The sequence below is a fragment of the Ponticaulis sp. genome (genome assembly GCF_029210165.1).
In the GTDB taxonomy this organism is placed as follows: Bacteria; Pseudomonadota; Alphaproteobacteria; order Caulobacterales; family Hyphomonadaceae; genus Ponticaulis.
Genome location: NZ_JARGNT010000001.1, coordinates 573,960 through 589,697 on the forward strand (window position 1 = coordinate 573,960; position 15,738 = coordinate 589,697).

Genomic DNA, 15,738 nt, shown 5'->3' on the forward strand with positions numbered 1-15,738 from the left:
CCAAAAAAATTTCACAGTGGCGGGAATAAAAAAACATCCGGTCCGTCAGTGCAGCATGATAAACAAAAAACCTGATCTTGAACGTGAAATCCTGGAGGCTGTGCCGCATGTCCGGCGCTTTGCCTTCTCGCTGACACGAGATGCGACGGACGCTGACGATCTCGTCCAGTCCGCAATCGAGCGCGTGCTTGCACGTGGCGTTCCCGATGATGTCGATCTGAAAAAATGGATGTTCCGCGTCTGCCGCAATCTCTGGATTGACGGACTGCGCGCGAAAAAAGTCCGCCAGGACGCCGTGCCCGAACTGTCAGAGGCGCAACCCGAAACCGTATCCAGCGAACAGGTCGCCAGCGCGTCCATCATGTTTGCGCGCACGAAAGATGCGATTGCAGCTCTGCCGGATACGTATCGCGAAGTCCTGACCATAATCGCCATTGGCGGCGCGAGCTATAAAGACGCGGCCGCTCAACTGAACATTCCGATCGGCACGGTGATGAGCCGTCTGGGGCGCGCCCGTGCCATGATCGCAGACAAGGTGGGATATCATGACTGATCTACCAAAAGACCTCGACGCACGCCTCAGCGCGTTTCTGGATGACGAACTCGGCGAGCTGGCTCGTGCTGAAATCGAAGCGCTGATCATCAGTGACGAACGCGTTGCCGAACGCCTAGAAGCCCTCGCACTGGCTGACTCCGACTACATCGAAACTGTCGGCGAGATTGACAGCGCGCCAATGAGTGATGGCCTCAGCCGCACGGTTCGAAAGCTGGAAGCCTCCGACAAGGGACAGGTCATCCTGTTCCCCGCCTGGCGCCGCGGCATGCAGTTTGTGGAGCGTCACAGTGCGCTGGCGGCCTGCGCCGTCATCGGTATCGCCGTTGCGTCATTCATTCCGCAATTGATGGGCAGCGGTTCAAACCAACTGCCGGACCTTTCCGCTGGCACCGTAATTACGGCAAACTCCGAGCTTGGCAGCTCAATCGCGTCAGCACGCGGCGGGGAGATGTTCACCGTATCAGGTACAGAGTTCCAGCCGCGCTTCAGCTATCTCGCCGATGACGAAGCCTGCCGGTTAATGGACGCGACAAGCGCATCTGAAACCACACGATTTGTTGCCTGCATGACACCAGATGGCTGGGAACTGCGCATCGCTGAAACCGCACCAGTAACCGACCAACCACCAGGTGGCCCGTTCACAACGGCGAGCGGTCCGTCTGACGACGCGATTGAGGCTTTTCTGGATGAAACCATGACGAGCGCCCCTCTGGGCGCCGGTGAAGAAGCTGCCTTGATGGAACAAGGCTGGGTAACACGCGAGGAGATGACTGATGTCGAATAAGCTTACCGCCATTCTGTTGGCCGCAGGCCTTGCCGTCTCTGCCTGTGCAAGCGCGCCGGACTATACCGAGGCCCGCAATGATCGGTCCTCCGGCTATTCAGAGACACAGCTGGAAGCTGACCGGTATCTGGTACGCTATCGCGTGCGCCATGACGAGCTGGAAGAAGCCCGCACACTCGCGCTTCGCCGCGCAGCTGAGCTCACCCTGCTGAACGGATATCAGACGTTCGAAATCGTCTCACAAATCGGGACGCGTGACCGAGACAGCGACACGTTTCATAGCGCCTATCCGGCTGCGCCTGTAGTCGCGCAACGCTGCGGACTTTTGAGCTGCCAGAGCACCGTCATTCATCAACCCGGGATTACAGGCACCACACGCTTCGAACGCGAAGAGAGCCTGGTGGAGCTCGACATCGTCATGTCTGACAAAGACGCTCGCGTCAGCCCGTCACTCTATGATGCTTCGGAAATGTATGCCTCCCTTTCAGACGACGACAGCCAATAACAGAAAACCCCGGCCCAAAGGACCGGGGTTTGAACTGAGGGGGTCTGGTCTTCGCGAATTACGCCGCGCGGACCCTGGTAAGGAAGTTGGTGATTGCAGACTGCATTTTGCCAGCTTCCTGCGTGATGCCGTGAGAGGCACCTTCAACCTGAGTTGCACACTCGCCAGTTTCAGCCGTTGTCGCAGAGAGCGACTGGACGTGCTCTGATACGTCGCGTGCACCACCAGCAGCTTCCTGAGCAGAGCGGGAGATTTCCGCAATCGCTGCACGCTGCTGTTCCATCGCCGCCGCAATCGTGGAGGAGATGTTGTCGATGTTAGAGATCAGCTTGGAGATATTCTCCATAACGCCAACCGCCATACCGGACGCATTCTGGATAGAAGAGATCTGCTGAGCGATCTGTTCTGTTGCGCGGGATGTCTGGCTAGAAAGCGCCTTAACTTCACTCGCAACAACCGCAAAGCCTTTACCAGCTTCACCAGCACGTGCCGCTTCGATCGTCGCGTTGAGTGCAAGAAGGTTTGTCTGGCCAGCAATGTTGTTGATGAGTTCAACAACTGCGCCGATGTCTTCAGCCGCCTTATCGAGGCCACGGACACGCTCGGAAGATACAGTCATCTCTTCAACCGCTTCAGACGCGATTTTCGTAGATTCGTGGATCTGCTGAGTGATTTCGACGATAGACGCAGAAAGCTCTTCAGCCGCAGACGCAACCGTACCAACATTGTAAGATGCGTTGTCAGCAGATTGTGACGCAGAACCTGTCTGTTGTGCAGCGTTCTCTGCAGAAGACTTCATGACAGACGCAGTGCTTTCGAGTTCACGTGTCGCACCGTTCATCATTTCCAGCGTACCCTGCATTGTAGAGTCGAACTGGGAAATCAGATCTTCGATTGCTTTAGCACGTTCAGCGCGGGCTTCTTCTTCAACACGGGATGCTTCTTCGAGGCGGACGCGCTCACGGCCGTTTTCTTCGAAGACGCGGAGTGTCTTAGCCATCTGACCGATTTCGTCTTCACCGTCTGTACCAGTCATATCGACATCGAACTCGCCATCAGCCAGGCGGCCCATAGCAACAGTCAGTTTTGTCAGACGACGGGAGAGACCGCGTTCAACGTAGAAGTAGCCAATCGCACCCGCACCAGCCAGAGACGCCAGCGTGATGATTACGAGGAAGATCGTTGTCATACCGCTTGTTGCAGCCGCGCCAGATGCATTCGCATCAGCAGATTCTGAAAGCGTGGTTGCGAGCGCCTGAGCTTCTGTTTGAAGCGTCACAGCTTTTGCACCAGCTTCTTCAGCCACGGCATTCGCACGAGCAGACTGTTCAATCGCTGCGATGCGGAGTGCAGGAACAGACCGGTCACCCTCAACGAGAGAGTTCAGATTGCTAACCGCATTGCGCAGGTCACCAGACACAGCACCGCCGAGAATAGCAACGTTCACAGTCATCTCATCGACCTGGTCGAACATGGATTCCTGAAGCCCGGTCACATCCGCCGCACTGTCCATGAGGCTGGCTTCAGCGAACAGAGAGTTCAGAAGGTTTGCAGACAGAGAAATCCGCAGGAAGGTTTCGATGTCAGCTTCGTCAGCGGTATCAAGTTGTGCTTCAACTGCGTTGACAACTTCGCCACGGAATGCCTGAGCCGTAATAAGCTGCGAGTTCAGCGAAACTTCTGTCGCGATGCGACGCTCTACAATCTGGTTGAGCGACTCAACGGCGCCAACCATTTCTGTATAGGACGCCTCAACCGCAGCAAGGTTCACATCGCCATCTACTGCCAGTTCATCGAGATCGCGACGGATGATATCCATCATACCATTCACGACGTCCTGACGCTCAAGGCGAGCATCTTCCTCGCGCACAGACGCAAGATTTGTTGTTTCCGATGTCAGCGTATTCGCATACTGAGCGAGCTCAGCGGAATGCGTCAGCATTGGAAGTGTTTCATTTGCGACCGTTTTCAGCGAATTGCTGGATGAATTCAGCGCGAAAACGGAAATAGCTGAAACCATCAACACGACCACACCAGCCAGACCAAATGCGGCCGGCAGGCGGAAGCGGATCAGTTTCGAATTAAAATTTGCCATCAGATTTGCCCCTCAGCGATTTCCTCTGGATTCAGCACCCGGAAGACTCCCGGGCGCTCTCAGCCTGTACGGGCAGCTCACCTGCCCGTGCCGTTAAATATTGTTTGAGCCCCTCGCGGGGCTCTTGTACCGGCTTAAAGCTGGAATGCGATCGTGATCTCGCCACGACCCGGGTTGCCTTCTTCGAATTCCCACTGTTCGAGAGCTTCGATTGCAGCATTGTCGAAAACGCCCGGCATAGAAGCAGACACCACTTCGACGCCTTCGACGCGACCAGAAGCGTTCACTTCAAATGCGAGTTCTACACTACCCTCAAGGTTACGACGCTCGGCGCCGCGCGGGTATTCTGGAGCAACTTGTTTGACAAGAACTGGTTCAGCCATTGCTGGCGCAACGCCAACACCGAAAGCGGTCATAGCAGTCGCAGCGGCTAGAAAAGCATGCTTGAGCTTCATTTGGGTTTTCCCTCTATTTATACACACCATCAAACGAGCCCGCCCTTTTCATATTCTACGTGGACGGGTCCCGATGGGAGGGAAACTAGCAATGCTCGATGAAATCTAAGTTAATACAGTCGTGAATTTTGTTTAGTTTCCGCGATTTGCAGCAGAAACCAAAAGTCCAGATGCCTGAAAATGCAAATCACGACTATATATTTACTTACCGTAAACCATTTTGAACGCGGTCAATCTACAGATATCACAAGCAAAACGTACTTACGAATGGTAAATATTTTAACTTTGCTTGTCATCTCGAGAAGTATTCAAGTCACCTATATCAGAAGACCGGATATGAAGATCGCGCTGTGGGAATGGAATCTCCACATTTTCATCGCGGAACAGTTTGAATATCTCAACTCTGACTTTTGAACGCGTGATAATGCTTTTCTGTACATCTGCGATGAACACTCTTAGCTCAAAATCAAGAGAACTATCCCCGAAACCCATGAAAAGCACCTGCGGCTCAGGGACTTCCAGAACATCATCCAGCTTCGCCGGAATTGACTCCAAAAGCGCGATAATACGGTCCGGGTCTTCATTATAAGAGACACCAACTGGTATATTAACGCGGCCGAGACGGTTCTTATGCGTCCAGTTCGTCACGCTGTTTGCGATGAGTTCTGAGTTCGGAACCAGAATGGATGATCTCTCGAAGGTCTCAATCTCGGTCGAGCGGACAGAGATTTTCTTGACGATCCCCTCGCCCGAGCTGGTAACGACCCAATCGCCCACTTTGATCGGACGCTCGAATAGCAGGATCAGACCGGAAACGAAGTTGTTTACGATGGACTGAAGGCCAAAACCGATACCGACCGAGAGCGCACCAGCAATGATAGCCAGGCTGGACAGATCGAAGCCCAGCATGCTGACGCCAGTGATGAAGGCAATCACCAGACCGACATAGCCAATGAGTGTCTTCAGCGATGTCTGTATGCCCTGATCCACACGTAGACGGGACAGAACACGCTTTTCTGCTGTCCGCTGCACAAAGCGGGTGAGCATCACCAGAACAACAAACACTGCAATCGCGATCAGGATCTGAATAACCGAGATACGCACCGGCCCGATGCTGAAGCCGGTCGCCATGGTGGTTAAGATCCGGCGCACGACCTCCCATTCGAGCCCGACAAGCAAGAGCGCAATCGGAGCGATCGCAGCGATCACCAGAATATCGACGAACAGGCTCACCCAGAAATCGATCAGGTCTGCACCTGTTTCCGACGACAGCTTTGAACGGAAGACCCGTCCGGTCACGACCAATGCGATTTGCTTCAAAGCAGCGCGCGCGATCAGAGCCAACAGCAGAAGACCGCCAATCAGAACCACACGCGTCATGACAAAGTGCGCAAGCGCTTCATAACCGAACAGCGCGCCAGCCAGACTCACAACAGAGAGGAAGGTCAGCCCTGTGCGAATAACGCCCGGAATAGCAAAGGCGCGATGATCCACGAGCAGAGGTGAGGCTTCATCATCTTCTTCGGCGGCATCCGTCTTTTCCGACTTCCAGACACGCGCCGTAAAGAAAACGAGGCCAGCTAATAAAATCGCGACAATGCCGCGGCGGATGAGTTCAACATCTTCAACACCAGCAAACAGATTGATTTCTGCGTGCATGAGATGATCAACACCGGCTATGCAAACCATCGCCAGAATAAGGGTTGTGACGAGCCCCGACATACGGCGGGAATCCATATTAAAAGGCGGCAGCGGCGCACGGGACGACATAAAGATGCGTGACACAGCTTCCAGCAAAATGAGGATAGCTGGCACAATCCAGAGCTTCTGATCCGCAAACCTCAACACATCAGAGCCAAGCGAGATCATGGCCGTCGCATGATAGAGCGCGAAAAGCCCCAGAAGTGACGGCAGCGCGCGAATGAACGCACGCACAAGGCCGACCACCGCACTCAACGCACCGGTACGGTCATCATCACCGAGCGGCTTGACGATTTTTTGATTCAAATACCGACGGACGGGGATAGCGAACAATAGAGCGAGGACAAGCACCACGCCGACCTGCAGCCATGTCAGCGTGCCGATCGGCTCATCCGACTGCAATTCCAGAACCGGCGCCCCGGCCTCTGTCAGAGTGGCATACTTCTCTCCAAAGCCGGAAAAGGCATCTGACCATATGGACGGGCTGACGAGCATTGGGCCACGTTCGACGAGCCCTTTATAGAATTCACGGCGACGCAGATCATCAATTTCAGACTGCAGGCGATCAATCTCTTCCAGATTGCCTGTCGTGCGCGATAAAGCCTCGGTCAACGTATCAAGCTCGCTCTGAAGCGCGTTTCGCCGCTCAGAAACACTCGCCGATTCTCCCTCAACCTCTTCACCGATCCGCGACAGCTGGTCCTGCGTCTGATCGCGTAGCGCGACGAGTTCTGCTTCCAGCGAGATGACATTTTCTCTTTGTCGGGCCAGCGCAGAACGGATTTCGGCAAGGTCAGGAGAGGACGTAGTCAGCTCTACAGCGTTCTGGGAAATAATGCGGGTCTGCTGTGAGGCGCGCGCATCAAGTTCTCGAACTTGCGCCATAGAAGGCTCAACGAGCAGAAAAACCAACATAAAGAAGGCAATAACAGAACGTGTCATAAGACCAGCGTCACTCCGGAAGAAAACTTTCGTGCAGGGAATAGAAACTATTACACCCTGACAAGCGCTATATCAGAGGCTGGCGTGGAATATAAAGCCATCCCCCCTTCACGGAAGGCATTTGCCATCTTATTTCTGTAGCCGGCGGCTGCGGCGTTCGAGCAGGGCTTTTATTCCAGCGACCTTACATTCTCATCAGGGAACTGGCAGAACTGTCTGGATCGTGGTCCAGGTAACCGGTGCCCACCTAGCGTTGCTGGGTCGATGGGAATAAACATACCTGAACGGCGCACGCGGTCGCTTTATTTAATACAATCGGGAGCTGACTGACATGACGCCTGACAAAAATGCGCTCCGACAGTCAGCCAAAGAGCTTCGCCAGCATCTTCACGAAACAGAAAAAGACGCGGCTGAAACCATCGCGTCCATTTTTCCGGAAAAGCTGTTCAACCGGTTTGGTCCTGTTGTGGCGGGTTACATCGCCATTGGCAGCGAGCTGGACCCATCTCCGCTCCTTGCGCGCCTGTCTGATCTTGGCGCGAAAATCTGCCTGCCGCGCGTTGAAGATGATGGATCAATGACTTTCCGTCACATCGAAGGAACGGACTCGTTAACCGCCGGGCCGTTCGGGTTAACCCAGCCATCAGTCGATGCACCGCTTGCCGCTCCGACTTTAGTCTTAACTCCTATGCTGGCCTTCGATGCGCAGGGAAATCGTCTGGGCTATGGCAAAGGCCATTACGATCGTGCGCTGAAAAAGCTGAAACAAAACGGCCGCGTCTTCGTCTGTGGTCTCGCCTATGCAGGCCAGATTGTCCCTGTAATTCCAGCGGAATCTACCGATATCCCCCTGGACTGGATGGTTACAGAAACAGGCTCACTCCCACTCTTTTTCGGGCGCGCTGCCGGGGCATAGCATCTGCCCCGACCAGCAATATTAAATTTGAGCGTCGATCTTAACTCGCGCTTTACAGAAAATTTCACGAACCCGTTTCAACAATAAAAAAGCTATTCGGCATAAAAACTCGCTGTGGGAATTATAGCGGGTGAATACTTATGCTGAATCGTATCTCGATTACATACAAACTGCTGGGGCTCGTCGTTGGCGGGATTGCTGTAACGGCAATGACACTGGGATGGGTAACCAGTCAGGCCTCTTCAGAAGCGCTCTCGCGTTTATCCGAAGATAAGTTGAGTTCTATTGCTCAGACAGAGGCAGCTGCGTTTTCAGACTATCTGCAATCAATCCAGCAAGATCTGGACACCGTTGCAGACAACCCATTCACTCTGAACGCACTGCGCGGGTTCGAAAGCGGCTGGGATGCGCTGGGTTCAAACCAGCTCAACACGCTCCAGGACCTCTACATCGAGTCTAACCCTAATCCGCTGGGTGAGAAGCATCTGCTCGACTATGCCAGCGACGGCTCGGAGTATTCGCAGGCCCATGCAGAGTTCCATCCATGGTTCCGCCAGTTTCTTGAGGCCCGGGGCTATTACGACATCTTCCTGTTCTCCAATGACGGTTCGCTGGTTTACACGGTATTCAAAGAGCTGGATTACGCGACCAACCTGCGTACTGGCGAATGGGCATCATCAGATCTTGGCGCTGCGTTCCGCGCCGCCGCTGACGATAGCGCCTATATCTCCGATCACGCTTTCTTTGATTTTCAGCCCTATGCGCCAAGCCATGGCGCACCGGCGAGCTTCATTGCCCGCCCGATTCCAGATGAAAACGGCAATCAGGCAGGCGTGCTCGTCTTCCAGATGCCGATTGACCAGCTGAACGAAATTATGGGTGCTACATCATCAGGTCTGGGCGAAACAGGCGAGAGCTTCCTGATCGGCGAAGACGGTGTTCTGCGTACCGATGCGCCGCGTTCAGATACTTCGACGATCCTCAACGCACGCTTCCCAACGGACGGCCTCGCAGGCGCAGCGTCGCGTAACTTCTCTATGTATGAGGGCGCTTCCTACACCGGCGCTGACGTTAGCGCAGCGATTGTTCCGGTCGAATTTGAAGGCACACAATGGTTTGTCGTCGCGCAGGAGAATACAGAAGAGCTGAACCAGCCGATTGTTGATCTGCAACAACGTACTCTGATCACATCGTTGATCGTTCTGGCCATTCTCGGGGTTATCGGCGCGTTCTTCGCCCGCATGATCTCAGGCCCGATCGCATCCATTGCCAAAACAACTGACAAAATCGCCAATGGCTATTTTGATACTGTGATCCCTTACCAGAAGCGTGGCGATGAAATTGGCCCGCTGGCGCGCTCGCTTGAGAAGTTCCGTCTTGCAATGATCTCGGCTGAAAAGCTTGCTAAAGAACAGCAGGAACGCGCCATTCAGGACCGTAAAGAAGCTGAGCAACGCGCTGCAATTGGTGAAGCCCTCGCAAACCGCGCCAGCAAGTTCGATGAGATCGTGAGCAGCGCGCTGGAACAGTTCACGAAAGCGGCTGGTAATCTCGATGAGAATGCTTCGGCAATGGCCGCGATTGCCGAGGAAACAGCCTCGCAGTCCAAGGGCATTACGTCAGCCTCACAAAACGCGTCCAGCAATGTTCAGAGCGTTGCAGCCGCAACCGAAGAACTGACTATGTCAGTGAACGAAATCAGCTCCAAGGTTGAGCATTCACGTGACGCCACAAGCAATGCTGTCTCCAAAGCAGAAGTCATGCGTGAACGCGTTGGCGGTCTGGAGACGGCAGCAAATGCGATCTCCGACGTCGTTGGCCTGATCACAGATATTGCTGGCCAGACTAACCTGCTTGCGCTTAACGCAACCATCGAAGCGGCGCGCGCTGGCGAAGCAGGCAAAGGGTTTGCGGTTGTTGCAAGCGAAGTGAAAGCCCTCGCGACACAAACCTCCAAAGCGACTGAAGACATTAGCCGTCAGGTTCAGGCTATTCAGGAAACAACCTCAGCGTCTGTGTCCGGCATCCATGACATTCTGACGGTCATCAGCGAGCTGGAAGAAGCGTCTGCCCAGATTTCTGCGGCGATTGCCCAGCAGAACTCTGCGACCATGCAAATCTCTGAAAGCATTCAGAGCGCAGCCGGCAGCGTGTCTGAAGTGGATAACAACATTCACGGCGTGAACGACGCGGCACAGGAAGCAGGCGTCACCGCGACCCGCATGCGCACAGCCTCCGAGCTTCTGAGCGAGCAGTCCAACATTCTGAAAAGCGAAGTCATGAGCTTCCTGAATGATGTACGTGTCGCCTAGATTCACACACCAGTGACCATTCGAGAGAGCCAGCCCTTGTGCTGGCTCTTTTGCTTTTGATGCAGGCACAGACTGGTTTTTTAGCCCCGTGTGGTCCATATCGCTCGGCTATAGGAGAACGAGATGAGACTGGCTTTTTTCGGAGATGTTGTCGGCAAACCCGGGCGCGACGTGGTGGAACGCTATCTGCCCCGCCTGCGTGACCAGCTGTCTCTGGATTTCGTAGTTGTGAACGCCGAGAACGCAGCGGGCGGCTTCGGCCTCACCGAAGCGATTGCAAACGACTTCTTTGATGCGGGCGCCGACTGCCTCACCCTCGGCGATCATGCCTGGGACCAGCGCGAAATGGTCTCCTACATCGAACGCGACTCCCGCCTTATCCGCCCATTGAATTACCCGCCGAGCGCGCAGGCACCGGGCAAAGGGTCAAACATTTTTGCTCTGCCGGACGGTCGCATGGTTGGCGTCATCCAGCTTCAGGGCAATGTATTCATGCGTCAGGCGCTGGATAACCCGTTCCTCGTTCTGGAAGATACGCTGGCCGATATGCGCCTGCGCGAAGTGTGCGACGCAATCATCGTCGACATGCACTGTGAGGCGACGTCAGAGAAAATGGCGATGGGCCATCATTGCGATGGGCGCGTCAGCCTTGTTGTCGGCAGCCACACGCACATCCCGACAGCCGATGCACAGCTTCTGGTTGGCGGCACTGCCTATCTGACGGATGCGGGCATGTGCGGCGACTATGACAGCGTCATTGGCATGAAGAAGGAAAACTCGGTTTACCGCTTCCTCACCCAATTACCGGGTGAACGCTACCAGCCTGCCCTCAGCGACGGCACACTTTGCGGCGTATTCGTGGAAACCGATGACAAGACCGGCCTTGCGACACGCGTTGAACCGATCCGAATGGGCGGACGCCTTCAGTCACTCGTGCCTGCAGCTTAAGCTCCACAAACGAGATCACGCACCGCCGCCATTGGCGCATCATAGGGATCGTCGGTAATCGGCGTGAAGGTGAGCGCGCGCAGGCTGGATGACACGATATTGCTCGAATACTGCGCCAGCTGATCCAGCGCTTCAGGCGTCACTGGCAGCTCCGGCGCATGGTCCATCGCCAGATAGACATACTGGCCGGAAGCACAATCCGTCATCTGATCCATTAGCGTTGCGCCGCCATCTGCGCGGGTGATCAAAAGCGACACCACAGGCCGCTCTACGCTGCCATGAATGCGCATCAGTTCATAGGTAGAACCGTTTGGCCCAGCCATCGAAAAGCCCTGCCCGTCGCCGCTCGCCGTCATGGGCAAAACCAGCAGAGCACCTGCGATAAGTCCGTAAACAGATTTCATCGTCTCACATCCCCCAATGTTCAGAGCGTTTAGCTTAACTTCTTTACTCACAGATAGAAGCATCTTTCGCATTTCGGCTCCCGACACGTCTTCTGAGCCAGCACCCTTCACCTTTCAGCCCGCATAGGCTAAACGAGGCGCTTCAGAACACACCGTCAGAAACAGCCTGCAGGAGTTTTCATGGCTGGCCACAGTAAATGGGCAAACATTCAGCACCGCAAAGGCGCGCAGGATAAGAAACGTGCCGCAGCTTTTGCGAAGCTCTCAAAGGAAATCACAATCGCTGCCAAGCTCGGCGGCGGTGACATTGACGGTAACCCGCGTCTTCGCCTTGCGGTGAAAAACGCGCGCGCCGAATCTATGCCAAAAGACAATATCCAGCGCGCGATTGATAAGGGTGCTGGCGGCGATTCCGGCGACTATTTTGACATTCGCTATGAAGGCTTCGGCCCGGGCGGCGTTGGCGTGATCGTTGAATGCTCTACCGACAACAAGAACCGTACTGCTGGCGATGTCCGCTCTACATTCGGCAAGAATGGCGGCAATCTTGGGGAGACCGGCTCTGTATCCTTCGGCTTCGATCAGGTTGGTGAAATCGTGTTTGCACGCGAAATCGGCGACGAAGAAGCCGTTATGGAAGCGGCGATTGAAGCTGGCGCGGAAGATGTAGAAGTCGAAGACGAAGTCTATGTCATCTACACAGCACGCGACGACTTCATGGAAGTGGCTGGTAATCTCGATGCGGCCTTCCCTGACCATGAAGCCCGTTCGACCAAGCTGATCTGGAAGCCTCAGAACTATATCGAGATTGAAGGCGATCCGGCGCTGACCCTTCTTAAGCTCATCGATGCGCTTGAGGATCTGGATGACGTGCAGAACGTCTACCACTCCGGCGAAATCGACGAAGCCACGCTCGAAGCCGCAGAATAAGCATCCTAGACAGCCCTCTTCCTGGAAGAGGGCTTTTTCCTAGCTCCGCCTCATTCGAACAGGGGATATGAGCTTTTCCAAGCTTGGGTTACTCTTCTTCCTGAACGCGACCGAAGGAGGGGACGATGCTCAAAACACTTACCAAAACCGCTGCGGCGCTGGGACTCGCCGCGACACTCACTGCTTGCGGTAGCCTTGATGGTGGACCGCTTGTCCGCCCGGGCGAGCCGGTAGGTCAGATCACAATCCGCAACACATCCAATGCTCATCTGACCGTTGTAACCATGTCAGATTGTTCAAACTCGACTTACGGCTTCAACCGACTCTCTGACGGGGAAACCATCGCGCCGGGTTATGATCGCTACTTCACTGTGTCCGCAGGGTGCTGGGACGTGCAGGTGGGATACGGATATGGAACGGGCTATGCGACTGGCACCAAACGCACACAGGTTTCTCCCGGACGAAACCATATTCTGAACTATGGCGGCAGCTAAGCCCTTTTGCCGCCCTGCCCGAACCGATATACGGAACGGGCAGACGCGGAGGGACACGAGTGCCAATCTCAGTAAAAGAATCCATCAACTGGCCCGGTGCCGGCCTGACCGCCGACACGCCTAAAGTCACGGGTGATGACCGGTTTGGCTTCGATGAAAGCGCTGGTACAGCATGGGTTCTCGATGGCGCAACCGATCTTGGCCCGTTCCGCCTGTTCAATCAGTTTGAGAGCGATGCCGCATGGATGGCCGAGTTTCTGAACCGCGAGCTTATGAGCCACCCTCCAAAGGGTGATCTGCGTGCGTATTTTGGCGACATTCTCGCGGCTGTTCGCAAACGCGCGGAAAAGAAATCAAAAGTCGACGTCGAAACCGCGCCACGTGAGACATGGCCAATCGCATCGGGCATGTGGATGGGGCACACCGATGACGTCACAACCTTTGTCCGCTCTGGCGACTGCGTAGCCCTCATCCGCACGCCAGACGGCAAGACCGAAGTTCTCACTAAGCACGAACAATCAGACCTTGAGGCCCGAACCTCGCGCGAGCTGAATGCCATGTCGCCGGAAGACCGCATGGCAGGGCTTCGTAAAATTCGCGCCACCCAGAATACAGATCCGCAGCACGTACTTCTGGGCCTGTCACCTCAAGGGGTGGATACGCTCGTCATTGAAACCCGCAATTTGCCGGAAGGAAGCCACATCCTGATCATGTCCGACGGGCTTTGGCGGGTCGTCGATCCTTACGCCATGATGACCGCTGAACAAATGATGGATGAGGCTCTTTCAGACGGCGTGGAGCATCTCGCCCGCCTGATGCGCAAGTTTGAGAAAGCTGACAGTCAGGATGCAGCCGCGCGTATCAAAAAGAGCGATGATGCCTGCGGTGTACTGGTTGAAATACACAGCCTCACGGCGCTTTAACTAAACAAGTTCATAGATTCCAACGGTTTTTTAACATCAGCCGGGTACACTCACCTCAAATATAACAGGTGTTTGGGAGATGCCGGTGAGGAATATGAGTACATCCAGTCAGTTAAATCTGATTGGGATTGCGAGCATTGTAGCGCTTGCAATCGTCATCGCGGGAATGACCGCATTTGCTTATAACAAAGAAGTCGAGAGCCGGAAGCAGGAGCTTCGCAGCCTCGTCGATTCTACGCTCACTCTGGTTGAGGATGCCCGCGCGAGCGGTGATCCGGAAGCCGGTCAGGTGATCAATCCGCTTCGCTATCGTGAGCGCGAATACTTCTTTGTTATCAATACTGATGCCTTCATGGTGGCGCACCCTATCCGTCCTGAGCTTAACGGCACGGACCTGCGCGTGCCGGATGCAAGCGGTAACAATTATTTCGAAGAGATGATTGAAACGGCGCTCGCTGATCCGCTTGGGGGATTTGTGAACTATGAGTGGGCGAAACCGGGCAATCCGCCAGAAGAACTCTCTCCGAAGATCAGCTTCGTAAGGGCAACCGCTGACCGTCAGTGGATTGTCGGCACAGGCATTTATGTAGACGATCTGCAGACCCTGCTCTGGCAATATATCGCGACAGGCATCGCTGCACTGCTAGTGATTGGCGGCCTGCTTTTCCTGATCATCCGCAGCATTGCGAACTCCATCAAAAAGCCGATCAACAGCCTGCGTGAGACAACAATTCAGCTGTCGTCCGGCAACACGTCCATTGTCGTGCCTGCGACAGACCGGACAGACGAAATTGGCGAAATGGCACGCGCAATCGAGACCTTCAAACAGGGCCTGATTGAACGCGCCAGCCTTGAAGAAGAACGCACGAACGCGAACAAAGCGAGCGCCGAACGTCAGGCACGCATCGATGCCATGATCGAGGGCTTCCGCGATGAAGCACGCGGCCTCATCGCAAGCGTCGTTGAAAATGTGCACATGCTGAAAACGACTGCCGAACAGGTCGAAGCGATTTCTCTGCAGACAACTGAGAGCTCCAGCACGGCGCTTCGTGCAACCGGTCAGGCGTCTCAAAACGTCGAGACGGTTGCCGCGGCTTCCGAAGAACTGTCAGCATCTGTGTCTGAAATCATCCATGCGATCACAGAGGCGAACTCTTCTGTTGCATCAACATCTCAGGTCACGACTGAAACCTCCATCAATGTTCAGAAGCTTTCCGAGGCGGTGAACAAGATCGGCGACGTTGTCACCCTGATTTCAGATATCGCGGAGCAGACAAACCTCCTTGCGCTCAACGCCACAATCGAAGCGGCGCGTGCGGGCGAAGCAGGCCGTGGCTTTGCAGTCGTTGCTTCGGAAGTGAAACAGCTGGCGAACCAGACAGCCCGCGCCACCGAGGAAATCTCCGGTCAGATCATGGCCGTTCAGAATTCCACCGGTATCGCAGTGTCCTCTATCGGCGAGATTTCCAGCGCCATGGAAGGTGTTTCCGGCACAATGGAAGCGATTGCCAGCTCGGTTGAGCAACAAGGCGGCGCGACACGCGAGATCAGCGAGAACGCACAAATGGCAGCGGGCATGACACGCGATGTCGTGACGAATGCCGATGCGGTCGTTGGCATGGCCGAGAATTCAAAAGCGGCTGCGGTTGCTGTGAAGTCTGCAGCCGACGAACTGTCCACAGCCTCTAAAGATCTGGAACAACGCGTTGAGACATTCCTGTCCAACGTCGCTGCGGCCTGATCTGACACGACCTTAAAAAAGCGCCCGGCCTT

Annotated in this window: 14 protein-coding genes and 1 other RNA gene; 11 read left to right on the forward strand and 4 right to left on the reverse strand. The window is 54.9% G+C overall.

Features of this window, described 5'->3' with window-relative positions:
* Positions 1-55 precede the first annotated feature (55 nt).
* Genes P1U45_RS02860 through P1U45_RS02870 form a run of 3 tightly spaced genes read left to right on the forward strand, consistent with a single transcriptional unit; the run spans position 56 to position 1,845 of the window.
* Positions 56-553, forward strand: coding sequence for a sigma-70 family RNA polymerase sigma factor (locus P1U45_RS02860; RefSeq protein ID WP_301057407.1), 498 nt, complete (start codon positions 56-58; stop codon positions 551-553).
* Positions 546-1,340 (forward strand): hypothetical protein, encoded by a 795-nt coding sequence (locus tag P1U45_RS02865; protein WP_301057409.1) that lies wholly within the window; start codon positions 546-548, stop codon positions 1,338-1,340. The genes P1U45_RS02860 and P1U45_RS02865 overlap by 8 nt, the downstream gene beginning before the upstream one ends.
* The gene (locus tag P1U45_RS02870; protein WP_301057411.1) at positions 1,330-1,845 is read left to right on the forward strand and encodes a hypothetical protein; all 516 of its coding nucleotides are present in this window, start codon (positions 1,330-1,332) and stop codon (positions 1,843-1,845) included. Before P1U45_RS02865 ends, P1U45_RS02870 begins: the two co-directional genes overlap by 11 nt.
* A 58-nt stretch (positions 1,846-1,903) precedes the next feature.
* Here the strand turns inward: P1U45_RS02870 and P1U45_RS02875 are convergent, their stop codons facing one another.
* From P1U45_RS02875 to P1U45_RS02885, 3 genes are all read right to left on the reverse strand, one after another.
* Positions 1,904-3,940 (reverse strand): methyl-accepting chemotaxis protein, encoded by a 2,037-nt coding sequence (locus P1U45_RS02875; RefSeq protein WP_301057412.1) that lies wholly within the window; start codon positions 3,938-3,940, stop codon positions 1,904-1,906.
* A 134-nt stretch (positions 3,941-4,074) separates the two neighbouring features.
* Positions 4,075-4,395, reverse strand: a complete 321-nt coding sequence (locus tag P1U45_RS02880) for an energy transducer TonB (protein WP_301057413.1) — start codon at positions 4,393-4,395, stop codon at positions 4,075-4,077.
* A gap of 279 nt (positions 4,396-4,674) precedes the next feature.
* Positions 4,675-7,038 carry a DUF3772 domain-containing protein gene (locus P1U45_RS02885; RefSeq protein ID WP_301057415.1) on the reverse strand — a complete coding sequence of 788 codons (2,364 nt, stop codon included), beginning with the start codon at positions 7,036-7,038 and terminating at the stop codon, positions 4,675-4,677.
* 142 nt (positions 7,039-7,180) lie between these two features.
* Between P1U45_RS02885 and ssrS the strand changes: the two genes are divergently transcribed.
* The 4 genes from ssrS to P1U45_RS02905 all read left to right on the forward strand — a co-directional run bounded on the left by ssrS (position 7,181) and on the right by P1U45_RS02905 (position 11,214).
* Positions 7,181-7,342: non-coding RNA, 6S RNA (ssrS, locus tag P1U45_RS02890), on the forward strand.
* Between the two features lie 27 nt (positions 7,343-7,369).
* On the forward strand, positions 7,370-7,954 hold the full coding sequence (locus tag P1U45_RS02895; protein WP_301057417.1) for a 5-formyltetrahydrofolate cyclo-ligase: 585 nt from the start codon (positions 7,370-7,372) through the stop codon (positions 7,952-7,954).
* A 140-nt stretch (positions 7,955-8,094) separates the two neighbouring features.
* Positions 8,095-10,266, forward strand: coding sequence for a methyl-accepting chemotaxis protein (locus P1U45_RS02900; RefSeq protein ID WP_301057418.1), 2,172 nt, complete (start codon positions 8,095-8,097; stop codon positions 10,264-10,266).
* 123 nt (positions 10,267-10,389) lie between these two features.
* Positions 10,390-11,214 carry a TIGR00282 family metallophosphoesterase gene (locus tag P1U45_RS02905; RefSeq protein ID WP_301057419.1) on the forward strand — a complete coding sequence of 275 codons (825 nt, stop codon included), beginning with the start codon at positions 10,390-10,392 and terminating at the stop codon, positions 11,212-11,214.
* Here P1U45_RS02905 and P1U45_RS02910 read toward each other — a convergent pair.
* Positions 11,211-11,618: a hypothetical protein gene (locus tag P1U45_RS02910; protein ID WP_301057420.1), complete on the reverse strand. Its 408-nt coding sequence runs from the start codon at positions 11,616-11,618 to the stop codon at positions 11,211-11,213. The genes P1U45_RS02905 and P1U45_RS02910 overlap by 4 nt on opposite strands.
* Positions 11,619-11,798: 180 nt before the next feature.
* Here P1U45_RS02910 and P1U45_RS02915 point away from each other — a divergent pair, with 180 nt between their 5' ends.
* The 4 genes from P1U45_RS02915 (at position 11,799) to P1U45_RS02930 (ending at position 15,706) form a co-directional block, all read left to right on the forward strand.
* Positions 11,799-12,548: a YebC/PmpR family DNA-binding transcriptional regulator gene (locus P1U45_RS02915; protein WP_293607644.1), complete on the forward strand. Its 750-nt coding sequence runs from the start codon at positions 11,799-11,801 to the stop codon at positions 12,546-12,548.
* A 125-nt stretch (positions 12,549-12,673) separates the two neighbouring features.
* Positions 12,674-13,042, forward strand: a complete 369-nt coding sequence (locus P1U45_RS02920; RefSeq protein ID WP_301057421.1) for a hypothetical protein — start codon at positions 12,674-12,676, stop codon at positions 13,040-13,042.
* 59 nt (positions 13,043-13,101) lie between these two features.
* A complete protein-coding gene (locus tag P1U45_RS02925) occupies positions 13,102-13,965 on the forward strand; it encodes a protein phosphatase 2C domain-containing protein (protein WP_301057422.1) in 864 nt (287 codons plus the stop codon).
* A gap of 94 nt (positions 13,966-14,059) precedes the next feature.
* The gene (locus P1U45_RS02930) at positions 14,060-15,706 is read left to right on the forward strand and encodes a methyl-accepting chemotaxis protein (protein ID WP_301057423.1); all 1,647 of its coding nucleotides are present in this window, start codon (positions 14,060-14,062) and stop codon (positions 15,704-15,706) included.
* Positions 15,707-15,738: the final 32 nt, after the last annotated feature.